This is a genomic window from Caballeronia sp. LZ019 (assembly GCF_031450825.1).
Taxonomy (GTDB): Bacteria; Pseudomonadota; Gammaproteobacteria; order Burkholderiales; family Burkholderiaceae; genus Caballeronia.
Genome location: NZ_JARTVZ010000005.1, coordinates 706,769 through 719,843, shown reverse-complemented (window position 1 = coordinate 719,843; position 13,075 = coordinate 706,769). Strand labels below are relative to the sequence as shown.

Genomic DNA, 13,075 nt, shown 5'->3' with positions numbered 1-13,075 from the left:
GTTCATCGCTCGCGGCGTTGCAGAAACTCCAGCAAGCCTCTTAGCGCATGCGCGGCCGCCTGCGTGCGGACCTGTTCGCGATCGCCCTTGAAGTGCTGCGTTTCGAACGCCGTATGCAGCCGGTTGCTCCACGCGAAGCAGACAGTGCCGACCGGCTTTGCGTCGCTGCCGCCTGCGGGGCCCGCCACGCCGGTGATCGACACCGATACCTGCGCGCGGCTGTTGCGCAGCGCGCCTTCGGCCATCGCTTTCGCGACCGGCTCACTGACTGCGCCGTGCTGGTCGATCAGCGCGGCCGGCACGCCGATCATCTCCGTTTTCGCCAGGTTCGAATACGTGACGAAACCGCGCTCGAACCACGCGCTGCTGCCCGAAATATCCGTGATCGCCGCCGCGACCATGCCGCCCGTGCACGATTCGGCGGTGGCGAGCGTCAGCCGTTCGTCGCGCAGCTTGTTGCTGGCGCGGATCGCGAGTTGGTGAACGACGGTATCGGTTGGCATGGCGTGTCTCGCAGGCGAGGAAGGAGTTGGGAAGCCGGGAGCGTCAGGCGGTCATGCGCCACAGGGCGATCACGAGCAACGTGAAGAATGCCGCGACGATGTCATCGAACATGATGCCGAAGCCGCCTTTCAGACGGCGATCGAAATAGCGGATGGGCGGCGGCTTCACCATGTCGAAGAAGCGAAATACGATGAACGCCCACAACTGGCCGGTGAACGTGACGGGTGTGACGAAGAGCAGCACCAGCCAGAACGCGATGATCTCGTCCCACACCACCGCCGACGGATCCGCGACGCCCATCTTCTTCGCCGTGAAGCTGCAGAACCAGCATCCCGCGATGAAGCCCACGAGGATCAGCGCGCCCCATTCCGCGACCGTCAGATGCCGGTTGAACGCAACGAACGACGCCCATGCGAACAGCGTCCCGACGGTGCCCGGCGCGATGGGCGACAGCCCGCTGCCGAAGCCGAGCGAAAGGATGTGCACCGGATGATCGAGCATGAAGCGCGCGGTCGCCTTGCGCGGCGCCGGGCGCGGACGGTCGGACGCGTTCGCGAGAGTCGGGTCAGTCTGCATGAAAGTGGTCGAAGCCTTGCAACGTCAAAGAAAGCGGGGCGCCGGCGCTGTCGCGCCACGCGATTTCCGGCAGGCCGGAAGATTCGATTTTACCGATGCGGGTCAGCGGCACGCCCACGCGTTCGCCGATACGCGCGATTGCTTCGCGTGCGGCTGACGGCGCGGTGAAGCAAAGCTCGTAGTCGTCGCCGCCGGCGAGCGTGCATTGGCGGCGCGCGGTGTTCGGCATGGCGCGCACGGCGTCGGAACAGGGGACGGCGTCGGCATTCACGGTGGCGCGCACGTTCGAGCGCTTCAGGATATGCATCAGGTCGCCGGCGAGGCCATCGGAGATATCGAGGGCCGCGTGCGCGACGCCGCCGAGCGCCATGCCGAGCGCAACCCGTGGTTCGGGGCGTTCGAGCGCGCGCTTCCATGCCGATGCCGCGCCTTCCGGCGCCTGCCATTCGCCGAGCATCGCGCCGAGGCCCGCGCGGGCGTCGCCGAGCGCGCCGGAAACGTAGATGTCGTCGCCCGGTTGTGCTGCGTCGCGGCGCAGCGCCGCGCGATGCGACACGTCGCCGAAAACCGTGATGCAGATGTTCAGCGGTCCGCTCGTCGTGTCGCCGCCGATCAGCGCGCAGCCGAACCGGTCGGCCAGCGCGAACATGCCGTCGCTGAACGCTTCGAGCCACGCTTCATCGGCGCGCGGCAACGCGAGCGCGAGCGTGAACGCGTGCGGCTTCGCGCCCATCGCGGCAAGGTCCGACAGATTGACGGCGAGCGCCTTGTGCCCGAGCGCTTGGGGGTCCACATCGGGGAAGAAGTGGCGGCCTTCGACCAGCATGTCCGTCGAAATCGCGAACTGGTGGCCGGCAGGCGGGGCGATGAGCGCGCAGTCGTCGCCGATACCGAGCGGGGCGTCGCCCTGACGTGACGCGGGCGCTTTCGCGCGGCGCGCGAAGAAACGATCGATCAAAGAAAACTCGGAGAGCATCGTCGGCGGATGAGTCATGTTTTGTGCGCTGCAATAACGGAACGGCGGGAACGTCAGCGCGGGAATACGGACGATCGGAATGCGCCGCCTTGTCTCGAAAAAACAGGGCGATGCGCTGCGAGCCTTGTCACGCCGGGCGATCAGACGTTTCGCGGTCACGGCACTTATAGCCGAAATGCGCGGACTGTCCTCCCGAAACCGTAAGGGTTTGGCGCTACAATGCGTTCGAATCTCTATTCTAATTCCCGCACTTTCAGCTCGCCTTATGACGACTCCCGCCAATACGAAGTTGCGCGAAGCCGCGCTCGATTATCACGAGTTCCCGACCCCCGGGAAGATCGCGATCGCCCCGACGAAGCAGATGATCAACCAGCGCGATCTCGCGCTCGCGTATTCGCCGGGCGTTGCGTTCGCATGCGAGGAGATCGTCGCGGACCCGCTGAACGCCGCGCGCTTCACCGCGCGCAGCAACCTCGTCGGCGTGGTGACCAACGGCACGGCGGTGCTCGGGCTCGGCAATATCGGGCCGCTGGCGTCGAAGCCGGTCATGGAAGGCAAGGCGGTGCTGTTCAAGAAGTTCGCCGGCATCGACGTCTTCGATATCGAACTGAACGAAACCGATCCCCACAAGCTCGTCGACGTGATCGCCGCGCTGGAACCGACTTTCGGCGGCATCAATCTGGAAGACATCAAGGCGCCGGATTGCTTTATCGTCGAACGCGAAGCGCGCAAGCGCATGAAGATTCCGGTCTTTCACGACGACCAGCACGGCACGGCCATCGTCGTCGCGGCGGCGGTCACCAACGGGCTGAAGGTGGTCGGCAAGAACATCGGCGAAGTGAAGCTCGTCGCGTCCGGCGCGGGCGCGGCGGCGCTCGCGTGTCTCGATCTGCTCGTCGACCTCGGCATGAAGCTCGAGAACATCTTCGTGACGGACCTGGCCGGCGTGGTCTACAAGGGCCGCGTCGAACTGATGGACCCGGACAAGGAGCGCTTCGCCCGCGAAACGAGCGCGCGCACGCTCGCTGAAGTCATCGAAGGCGCGGACGTGTTCCTCGGCTTGTCGGCGGGCGGCGTGCTGAAGCAGGACATGGTGAAGGGCATGGCCGCGAAGCCGCTGATTCTCGCGCTCGCCAATCCGACGCCGGAAATCCTGCCGGAACTCGCGCTCGAAGTGCGCCCCGACGCGGTGCTCGCAACCGGCCGCACGGACTATCCGAATCAGGTCAACAACGTCCTGTGCTTCCCGTTCATCTTCCGCGGCGCGCTCGATGCAGGCGCGACCACCATCACCAAGGAGATGGAGATCGCGGCGGTGAACGCGATCGCCGAACTGGCGCGCCAGGAACAGAGTGATATCGTCGCAACGGCCTATGGCATTCAGGATTTGTCGTTCGGTCCGGAATATCTGATTCCGAAGCCGTTCGATCCGCGTCTCATCGTGAAGATCGCGCCGGCGGTGGCGAAGGCCGCGATGGAATCCGGCGTGGCGACGCGTCCGATCGAGGACATGGACGCCTACGAACAGCATTTGCAGCAGTTTGTGTATCACAGCGGCACGACGATGAAGCCCGTGTTCCAGCTCGCGCGCAGCGTGGAGCCGGAGAAAAAGCGCATCGTGTTCGCGGAAGGCGAAGAGGAGCGCGTGCTGCGCGCGGTGCAGATCGCCGTCGACGAAAAGATCGCCAGACCGATTCTCATCGGCCGTCCGGCGGTTATCGCGCAGCGCATCACGAAGTTCGGCCTGCGCCTTACGCCGGGCGTGGACTTCACCGTCGTCGATACGGATCACGACGAGCGCTACCGCGATTTCTGGCAGACCTATTACTCGATGATGGCGCGCAAGGGCATCAGCCAGCAGATGGCGAAGCTCGAAATGCGCCGCCGCACGACGCTGATCGGCTCCATGCTCGTCAAGAAGGGCGAAGCGGACGGCATGATCTGCGGCACGGTGAGCACCACGCATCGTCATCTGCACTTCATCGATCAGGTGATCGGCAAGAAGGACGGCTGCAACGTGTACGCGGCGATGAACGCGCTCGTGCTGCCGGGCCGCCAGATTTTTATCGTGGATACGCACGTCAACGTCGACCCGACGCCCGAACAGCTTGCTGAAATCACGATTCTCGCGGCAGAGGAAGTCAAGCGCTTCGGCATCGTGCCGAAGATCGCGCTGCTGTCGCATTCGAACTTCGGCACCAGCAACGCGCCGACCGCGCAGAAGATGCGCGACGTGCTGGCCATCCTGAAAGAGCGCGCGCCCGACCTCGACGTGGACGGTGAGATGCACGGCGACGTCGCGCTCGACGCCCGCTTGCGCCGCGAAGTGCTGCCCGAATCGACGCTCGAAGGCGACGCGAACCTGCTGATCCTGCCCAACATCGATGCAGCGAACATCTCGTACAACCTGCTCAAGACAGCGGCCGGCAACAACATCGCGATCGGGCCGATCCTCCTCGGCGCGGCGAAGCCGGTGCACGTGCTGACGGCGTCGGCGACGGTGCGACGGATCGTCAACATGACAGCCCTACTGGTGGCGGACACGACGGCGACGCGTTAAGCGCCTGGCTCGGGCATCACGCAAGCAACGCGGCAGGAGTTATCCTGCCGCGTTTTTCTTTGGGCGAAAAAAAAGCGTGCCGGTGCGGGCACGCTTGGGGCAGAAGCAAGGGGTTGCCGCCCAAATGCAGAGCAATCGCGATGAGGCTCACCGCGCGAAACTGGCGACAGGTGAGGCAACCCGTCCAGAGGTTTCAATCCCTACGGCGATTATTTTTAACTTGTTTGGTTGAAAACACACTCGGACGAAGGCTAAAAATCCCTGCCTTTTCTCCGGCTTCCAAGCGTGCCGGCGTCGAAGTTGAGAAAAAATTTCCGAAATTCGGCGGAACGTTGCTTCGCCCTGTCATTAGCGATACCCTTATATCTTTCTTGGTCGTCGAATTTCGGGTCAACGCGGGGATAATCGTTTCGTGAAGCGTGCATCGGCGTTCGTTTGTATCGTCGCTCTCGGCATCGTTCTGAGCGGTTGCGGCAAGGACGAATCGCACGGCGACGCGGCTTCGAGGCCAACGCCCGCGCCAACGTTCGCGGAGCCGTCGAGCCAAGGGCAGCCGCCAGGTGCGGCAAGCGCCTCTTCGAACGGCGAGCGGCCCGCTGTCACCGAGGCGCGCGGCGATGGTCTCGGAACCATCAGCGTCGCGCAGTTGCCGAGGCAGGCGGTGCAGACGTTGCGGCTGATCGAAGCGGGCGGCCCGTTTCCTTACGAGAAGGACGGCGTCGTGTTCGGCAATCGCGAGCGTCTGCTGCCGCGGCATCCACGCGGCTACTACCACGAATACACAGTCCCCACGCCGCGCGCGCGGGATCGCGGTGCGCGCCGGATCGTATGCGGTGGACCGAAGCGGCAGACAGACGATTGCTACTACTCGGACGACCACTACGCCAGTTTTAAACGCATTGCGGGATAACTAGGGATTAACGGCATGAGCGACAACATCTACGCGCACGACAACGGCGTCGCGAGTGATCTTTTCGCCACCGGCGATGGCAACCTGTTCCAGCGAGTATTGCGGCTACGGATGACAGAACACGACAACAGACCCGATGACGAGCCCAATTTGCCGCACAACACGGAGGCGGGCGGGCATCCTCAGGAGGAACCGGAGTCTCTTTTCTCGACGGTGCGGCCGAATATCGTGCAGTCCATACGCGCGTTCCGCGTGCAGGAACTCGCCGACGAGGCCACCCGGCTCGGTCAGCATTTTCTCTATGCGTACCTCGGCCAGGCGCAAAGCAAACAGGAAGTGCTGGAGACGATCGCGCTGTCTTTTCTCTTCCCGAAGCACTTCGGCAAGAACTATGACGCGCTCTATGACTGCCTGACCGACCTCGTCCACAAGGCGGGTTCGCAGCCCGGCTTCGTGATCGTGCTGGAGCAACTGCCGATCGCGCAGAAATTCGACAAGGAAGGGCGCGAGACGCTGCTCGACGTCTTCCGCGACGCGGCCGAATTCTGGGCCGAGCGGCGCGTGGCGTTCCGCGTGTTTTATTCGTTCGTCTGACGTTCCGGCGTCAGATGCAAGACAGCCCGATGAGCACGCTCATCGGGCTGTTTTCATTGGAGCGGCGGAAAACACGTCACCAGCCGCCCCAGCGTGCCGCGAGCGCGGCCAGCACCGCGATGCCCGCCGTTTCGGTGCGCAGCACGCGCGGCCCGAGCCCGAGCGCTGAAAATCCCGCCTCCGCAATTTGGGTTTCCTCTTTCGGCGAGAAGCCCGCTTCCGGACCGATCACCAGCATCACGCGACCGCGCGGCGGTTCCGCGGGCAGCGCGGCGAACGAGACTTCGGCGCGCGGCGACAGCAGCAGGCGCAAATCGCCATCCGATGCAGCGGGCAAATCCGCGAGCCATGCGGAAAGATCGCGCGGCGGCGCGACGTCCGGCACGCGATTGCGGCCGCATTGCTCGCACGCGGCGCGCACGAGCGCCTGCCAGTGCGCCTGACGCCGCACCGCGCGTTCGCCAGTGAGCCGCACCACGCCGCGCTCCGCCGTCAGCGGTTCGATGCCCGAGACGCCCAGCTCGACCGACTTTTCGATGAGCCAGTCCATCTTGTCGCCGCCCGCCACGCCCTGCGCCAGCGTCACGCGATACGGCGGCTCGGCTTCGCGCTCGCTATGCGTATCGATACGAACGAGCGCCGTCTTTTTTGCGATATCGACGAGCACGCCGTGATGCTCGCCACCCGTGCCGTTGAAAAGCGTGATCGCGTCGCCGGGCGAGAGGCGCAGCACCTGCACGTGGCGCACGACATCGTCTGGAAGGGAAAGGGTTTGGCCCGCCGTGAGCGCGCCGTCAACATGGAAACGTGGCATGAGAGGCTGACGAACCGTTCAAGTCAGATGCCGCGCAATCGCCCAGCGATAACCGTCCGGATCTTCGATCTGCGCGAAACGGTCGCCCCAGAACTGATCCTGCGGCTCGATCAGCGGCTTCGCGCCGACCGCGAGCGCCTGCGCGAACGTAGCGTTGACGTCGTCGACATAGAGATAGAAGGACTGTGGCGCCATCTGGCCCGCGCTCTTCGGCGTGCGTGCCTGCGACCCGTAGGCGCCTTCAGGCGCGAACATGACGATCAACTGCCCGCGATACGTCATCTCGACGTGGATGATCGTGCCGTCGTCGTCGACGCTGTCGCGCACGACGAAGCCGAGCGCCTTCTCGTAGAAGCCGATGCTCACGCGCGCGTCCTGCACGGTGAGATAGGGCGTCAACCAGGGGACGTCGGCGGGGCGGGGATCGGTCATCGAAAGCACTCCTTCAAGCTTCGGTTGCTCAGGCAATTGACGGGCATTTTGCCACGAGGCGCTAAGGCGGCGGGGCGCGCAGCCTTCGCCGGCTGTGTCCGATGCACGCCGAATGCCCGCCCGAACTGCCGGGCAGCGCACGTTCAGCGCGCCGCCGCACGCCTGTCGATCGGACCGGTCTGTTAGAATGACCGACTCCCGATCCTCGTCGTTTCTCGTCGTTCCGGTCTTGAAAACGTGGCGTGTTCATGGTGTGCGCATGATGTGCTGCGAGGCCGGCGTCCGGTGCGAAAGCATCGGCTGAAGGTATGCGGCAAGAAGCACCGTGGATCATTTCTGCACCTGCCCCAAAGCTCTCGTAGCCGCCGACACCCGACATGACGATCCCGACTTCCAGCCCGACCGCCCTCATGGCCAACGCAATCCGCGCGCTCGCCATGGACGCCGTTCAACAGGCCAATTCCGGCCATCCCGGCATGCCGATGGGCATGGCTGAAATCGGCGTCGCGCTGTGGTCGCGCCATCTGAAGCACAATCCGGCGAATCCGCACTGGTTCGATCGCGATCGTTTCGTGCTCTCGAACGGCCACGGCTCCATGCTGCTGTACGCGTTGCTGCACCTCACCGGCTACGACCTGCCGATGAGCGAGCTCAAGAACTTCCGCCAGTTGCATTCGAAGACGCCGGGTCATCCCGAAGTAGGTATCACGCCGGGCGTCGAGACGACCACCGGGCCGCTCGGCCAGGGCGTCGGCAACGCGGTCGGCATGGCGCTCGCGGAAGCGCTGCTCGCCGCCGAATTCAACAAGGCCGACGCGAAAATCGTCGATCACTACACCTACGTCTTCCTCGGCGACGGCTGCCTGATGGAAGGCATCTCGCACGAAGCCTGCTCGCTCGCGGGCACGCTCAAGCTGAACAAGCTGATCGCGCTCTACGACGACAACGGCATTTCCATCGACGGCCATGTCGAGCACTGGTTCCACGACGACACCCCGAAGCGCTTCGAAGCGTACGGCTGGAACGTGATTCGCGCCGTGGACGGCCATGACGTCGATGCGGTCGATGCCGCCATCGCGCAGGCAAAGAAGTCCGACAAGCCGACGCTGATCTGCTGCCGCACGGTCATCGGCAAGGGCGCGCCGACCAAGGCGGGCGGTCACGATGCGCACGGCGCGCCGCTCGGCGGCGACGAAATCGCGGCGACGCGCGCGGCGATCGGCTGGAGCTTCGAGCCGTTCGTGATCCCGCAGGAAGTCTACGCGGCGTGGGACGGCAAGGAGCAGGGCCAGCGCGCGGAAAGCGACTGGAACAAGGCGTTCGAAGCCTATCGCGCGAAGTACGCACAGCAAGCCGACGAATTCGCGCGCCGCATGAAGGGCGAACTGCCGGCGGACTGGAAAGAGAGCGCAGCGAAGATCATCGAAGACGCGAATCAGCGTGCCGAAACGGTCGCGACGCGCAAGGCATCGCAGCAGGCCATCGAAGGTCTCGCGGCCGCGTTGCCGGAACTGCTCGGCGGTTCGGCCGACCTGACGGGCTCGAACCTGACCAACTGGAAGGCGTCGAAAGCGGTGCGCGCCGCCGGCGATGCCGAAAACGCGAACGCGGGCCACGCCGGCATCCAGTGGGGCAATCACATCAATTACGGCGTGCGCGAATTCGGCATGTCGGCGGCAATCAACGGCATCGCGCTGCATGGCGGCTTCCGTCCGTTCGGCGGCACGTTCCTGACGTTCTCGGACTACAGCCGCAACGCGCTGCGCGTCGCCGCGCTGATGAAGTCGCGCTCGATCTTCGTGTTCACGCACGATTCCATCGGCCTCGGCGAAGACGGCCCGACGCACCAGTCGGTCGAGCACGTTTCCAGCCTGCGCCTGATTCCGCAACTGCAGACGTGGCGTCCGGCGGACACCGTCGAAACGGCGGTGGCGTGGACGCACGCGATCGAGCACGAAGGCCCGTCGACGCTGATTTTCAGCCGTCAGAACCTGCAGTTCTCGCCGCGCAACGACGTCCAGATCGCGAACATCGCGAAGGGCGGCTATGTGCTGCGCGACTGGAACGACGACATTCCCGCGCGCAAGATCATCCTTATCGCGACCGGCTCGGAAGTGCAGCTCGCGATGCAGGCGGTCGAGGCGCTGGCGAAGGAAGGCATCGGCGCGCGCGTCGTTTCCATGCCCTGCACCAACGTATTCGACAAGCAGGACGCCGAGTACCGCGAGCGCGTGCTGCCGAAGGGCGTGGCGCGCGTCGCGATCGAGGCCGGTGTGACGGAATTCTGGCGCAAGTACGTCGGCCTGGAGGGCGGCGTGGTGGGCATCGACACGTTCGGCGAATCCGCGCCGGCCGGTGAGCTGTTCAAGCATTTCGGCTTCACGGTGGAGAACGTCGTCGGGACGGCGAAGGCCGTTCTGGCCGCGTGAGACCGCGTCAGCGAGCAAGGTTTTTTTAAGCCAAGGAGATAGACCATGACGATTCGCGTTGCAATCAACGGCTACGGCCGGATCGGCCGCAACACGCTGCGCGCCTTGTATGAAAACGGCAAGAAGCACGACATCGAGATCGTCGCCATCAACGATCTCGGCGATGCCAAGACCAATGCGCACCTCACGCAATACGACACCGCGCACGGCAAGTTCCCGGGCCAGGTGTCGGTGGATGGCGATTACCTCGTCGTCAACGGCGACCGCATCCGCGTGCTGGCGAACCGCAACCCGGCCGAACTGCCGTGGGGCGAGCTGAACGTTGACGTGGTGATGGAGTGCACCGGCTTCTTCACGACGAAGGAAAAGGCGAGCGCGCACATCAAGGGCGGCGCGAAGAAGGTCATCATCTCCGCGCCGGGCGGCAAGGACGTGGACGCGACCATCGTGTACGGCGTGAATCACAACGTGCTGAAGGCATCGGACACGGTCATCTCGAACGCATCGTGCACGACGAACTGCCTTGCGCCGCTCGTCAAGCCGCTGAACGACAAGATCGGCCTCGTCAACGGCCTGATGACCACCATCCACGCCTACACGAACGATCAGGTCCTGACCGACGTGTACCACGAAGACCTGCGCCGCGCGCGCTCGGCCACGCACAGCCAGATCCCGACGAAGACGGGCGCGGCATCGGCGGTCGGCCTCGTGCTGCCGGAACTGAACGGCAAGCTGGACGGTTACGCGATCCGCGTGCCGACCATCAACGTGTCGGTGGTCGATCTGTCGTTCATCGCCGCGCGCGACACGACGGTCGAAGAAGTCAACAAGATCATGAAGGAAGCGGCCGAAGGCGAGCTGAAGGGCATCCTCGGCTACAACGACGCGCCGCTCGTCTCTGTCGACTTCAACCACAACCCGGCATCGTTGACGTTCGATTCGACGCTGACGAAGGTGTCGGGCCGTCTCGTGAAGGTGTCGAGCTGGTACGACAACGAGTGGGGCTTCTCGAACCGCATGCTGGATACGGCCGTCGCGCTCGCGAACGCCAAGTAAGCGCTCGAATCCGGTAGCTGTATGCCGTAAAGACAAAGCCGCTCCTGAGAGCGGCTTTGTCTTTTCTTGCGCGCGGTGCGTTGCCCGGACTACGCCAGCTTCTCGCGCAGGAACGAGACGATGAACGGCGTCGCCACGGCCGCCACGCTTGACGCCGTTGCGGGGTCGAGACCGATACGCGCCGCAAGTATTTCCGCGACGCGGCCCGTCATGATCCCTTCGCCGCCCCCTGCGAGCGATTTCAGGAAACCGTCGCCGCGCAAAAGCCCGGTGGCGAAAGCCGCGAAGAAGCTCTTGCCCGCGTGTTCGCCGAGCATGCTTTGGCCATGTTCTTCGGCATGCGCATGTGCGGACTCTGCCGCCGCCCCCAGAATCTGCAGGCTGTTTTCTGCGCTGAATCCCTGGTTGTTCAGCGCTTGCGCCGCCTGAGCGCCTTGCGCCGACGACAGGAATTGGGACACGAGTTGTTGCACGTCCATCGACGTTACTCCTTGAGGTCCGATTCTTGAGCGGCGCAGCGCGGGCCCGGCATCGGCGCGGGCGTCCTGCGTTCGAGCGCCGCCGCTATGACCGCAATCGGTGCGCGGAGTGCCGTCGACGGAAGGCTTTGCACCGAATGTTGCAGACTGCGTACGGACGAAACAAAACCGCCGTCCATCGAAGCCGATGGACGGCGGCCATGTTCGAACCGTGCAGCGCGCCGACAAGCGGCGCATCGAGCTCAATGCTTGCGGTGCGGGCAGTTTTCCTTCGTGCAGGCGCCGTAAAGCGCGAGCGCATGCTCATGCAGCTTGAAGCCGCGCTCTTTCGCGATCGATTGCTGGCGTCGTTCGATTTCGGCGTCGAAGAATTCTTCGACGCGGCCGCAGTCGATGCACACGAGGTGATCGTGATGCGAGCCTTCGTTCAGTTCGAACACGGCCTTGCCCGATTCGAAATTGCTCCGCGACAGAAGGCCCGCCTGTTCGAACTGCGTCAGCACCCGGTAAACCGTGGCGAGCCCGATGTCCAGTTCTTCGCTGAGCAGGCTGCGGTACACGTCCTCAGCGGTCAGATGGCGCACCGGACTGTGCTGGAAGATCTCCAGAATCTTGAGGCGGGGCAGGGTCGCCTTGAGCCCGATATTTTTGAGATCGGCGGGATTGGTCATGGCTAGGCATCCCTAGAGTACAATTCAAGGTTCCCATAGTAATGCGTTTTTCTGAATCCTGACATCCGAGCGGCACCGGGTGAGAAGCTGAAAGAGGAGCGCGGCCTTCTGGCGCTGTGCGCGAAAGGTGAAATGTTCTCAAAATTTTTATCGAATTGCAGGGAGAGCCGTCGCATGCGGGGAACCATCATCGCAGCAACCCTCGCCGCGTTGCTCGCGGGTTGCTCGACGTACGACAGCGTCACGCAGAAGATCGCGCAAAGCATCACGCCGTATCGCATCACGGTCGTGCAGGGCAACTTCGTATCGCAGGAAGCAGCAAGCCAGATGCAGGTCGGCATGTCGCGCGATCAGGTCCGCGCGCTGCTCGGCACGCCGCTGCTGACCGACATGTTCCACGCGGACCGCTGGGACTACGTCTTCTACTTTAAGCGCGGCTCGGCGTCGGTCGTCCAGCAGCGCGACTTCGTCGTGAACTTCGCGAGCGATCGCGTCGTGAGCTGGTCGGGCGGAGAGAATCTGCCGTCGAACCTGGAACTGCTCGCTGAAATAGACGGCGACAAGGGCCGGAAGGTCGCGAAGCCGGTGGCGGTCGCGGCGGCATCGGGGGCGGCGGCTGCATCGGCGGCAACGGTCACTGCGCCGGCCGGCGAGCCGTCCACGCAGCCGAACCCCTCGGCCGCGTTCGCCGGCGATGCCAACCAGCAAGCCGCGCAGGCCGCCAATCGCGCAACCGCGCAGGTCGAAATGCCGACGGGCCGCACGCAATCGTCGGTGCGCGCCAACGTGCCGCAAACCGCCGGCGCAGCGCCGGGTGCGGGCAGTCAGGGCGGTAATTCGCAGATTCAACTGCAACGCAAGCCGCAGACGATCAACATTCCGGACAGCAGCGCAGTCGGTCCGGCGAGCACGTCGCCCACGCCTGCCAATGCGGGCGGACAAGCGCAGTTCACGATGCCCCAGTAATGCGGGCAAGCTGATCGGGAGGCGCGGCTTCGCGTTTCCCCGCCCGATTCCGCGCCGCGCGGTCCGTTGCGGCGCACATCACCCCGCCGCGCGCATTGCCGCGCGGTC

At 64.4% G+C, this 13,075-nt stretch carries 13 protein-coding genes; 6 read left to right on the top strand and 7 right to left on the bottom strand.

From position 1 onward, the window contains the following. Positions 1-2: 2 nt before the first annotated feature. Genes P9255_RS16710 through thiL form a run of 3 tightly spaced genes read right to left on the bottom strand, consistent with a single transcriptional unit; the run spans position 3 to position 2,056 of the window. On the bottom strand, positions 3-503 hold the full coding sequence (locus tag P9255_RS16710; RefSeq protein WP_309764070.1) for a CinA family protein: 501 nt from the start codon (positions 501-503) through the stop codon (positions 3-5). Positions 504-546: 43 nt separating this feature from the next. Continuing rightward, positions 547-1,080: a phosphatidylglycerophosphatase A gene (locus tag P9255_RS16705; protein WP_309790124.1), complete on the bottom strand. Its 534-nt coding sequence runs from the start codon at positions 1,078-1,080 to the stop codon at positions 547-549. Then, positions 1,070-2,056, bottom strand: a complete 987-nt coding sequence (thiL, locus tag P9255_RS16700) for a thiamine-phosphate kinase (protein WP_309790769.1) — start codon at positions 2,054-2,056, stop codon at positions 1,070-1,072. Before thiL ends, P9255_RS16705 begins: the two co-directional genes overlap by 11 nt. Before the next feature lie 265 nt (positions 2,057-2,321). Here thiL and P9255_RS16695 point away from each other — a divergent pair, with 265 nt between their 5' ends. From P9255_RS16695 to P9255_RS16685, 3 genes are all read left to right on the top strand, one after another. Then, positions 2,322-4,616 (top strand): NADP-dependent malic enzyme, encoded by a 2,295-nt coding sequence (locus P9255_RS16695; RefSeq protein WP_309764072.1) that lies wholly within the window; start codon positions 2,322-2,324, stop codon positions 4,614-4,616. Positions 4,617-5,028: 412 nt separating this feature from the next. Continuing rightward, on the top strand, positions 5,029-5,526 hold the full coding sequence (locus P9255_RS16690; protein WP_404980364.1) for a ribonuclease: 498 nt from the start codon (positions 5,029-5,031) through the stop codon (positions 5,524-5,526). 15 nt (positions 5,527-5,541) lie between these two features. After that, the gene (locus tag P9255_RS16685; RefSeq protein ID WP_309790123.1) at positions 5,542-6,120 is read left to right on the top strand and encodes a barstar family protein; all 579 of its coding nucleotides are present in this window, start codon (positions 5,542-5,544) and stop codon (positions 6,118-6,120) included. 76 nt (positions 6,121-6,196) lie between these two features. Here the strand turns inward: P9255_RS16685 and P9255_RS16680 are convergent, their stop codons facing one another. Beyond that, positions 6,197-6,934 carry a 16S rRNA (uracil(1498)-N(3))-methyltransferase gene (locus P9255_RS16680; RefSeq protein ID WP_309790122.1) on the bottom strand — a complete coding sequence of 246 codons (738 nt, stop codon included), beginning with the start codon at positions 6,932-6,934 and terminating at the stop codon, positions 6,197-6,199. 18 nt (positions 6,935-6,952) lie between these two features. Beyond that, positions 6,953-7,366: a VOC family protein gene (locus tag P9255_RS16675; RefSeq protein WP_309790121.1), complete on the bottom strand. Its 414-nt coding sequence runs from the start codon at positions 7,364-7,366 to the stop codon at positions 6,953-6,955. A gap of 377 nt (positions 7,367-7,743) precedes the next feature. Between P9255_RS16675 and tkt the strand changes: the two genes are divergently transcribed. Both tkt and gap read left to right on the top strand, forming a co-directional pair. Beyond that, positions 7,744-9,795, top strand: a complete 2,052-nt coding sequence (tkt, locus tag P9255_RS16670) for a transketolase (RefSeq protein WP_309790120.1) — start codon at positions 7,744-7,746, stop codon at positions 9,793-9,795. A gap of 45 nt (positions 9,796-9,840) precedes the next feature. After that, positions 9,841-10,851, top strand: a complete 1,011-nt coding sequence (gap, locus tag P9255_RS16665) for a type I glyceraldehyde-3-phosphate dehydrogenase (protein WP_309790119.1) — start codon at positions 9,841-9,843, stop codon at positions 10,849-10,851. A gap of 89 nt (positions 10,852-10,940) precedes the next feature. Here the strand turns inward: gap and P9255_RS16660 are convergent, their stop codons facing one another. Next, positions 10,941-11,330 (bottom strand): hypothetical protein, encoded by a 390-nt coding sequence (locus tag P9255_RS16660; RefSeq protein WP_309790118.1) that lies wholly within the window; start codon positions 11,328-11,330, stop codon positions 10,941-10,943. Positions 11,331-11,572: 242 nt separating this feature from the next. Further along, complete coding sequence (fur, locus tag P9255_RS16655) at positions 11,573-12,001, bottom strand: ferric iron uptake transcriptional regulator (protein WP_309764079.1); 429 nt, start codon at positions 11,999-12,001, stop codon at positions 11,573-11,575. 174 nt (positions 12,002-12,175) lie between these two features. Between fur and P9255_RS16650 the strand changes: the two genes are divergently transcribed. Then, positions 12,176-12,967 carry an outer membrane protein assembly factor BamE gene (locus tag P9255_RS16650; RefSeq protein ID WP_309764080.1) on the top strand — a complete coding sequence of 264 codons (792 nt, stop codon included), beginning with the start codon at positions 12,176-12,178 and terminating at the stop codon, positions 12,965-12,967. Positions 12,968-13,075: the final 108 nt, after the last annotated feature.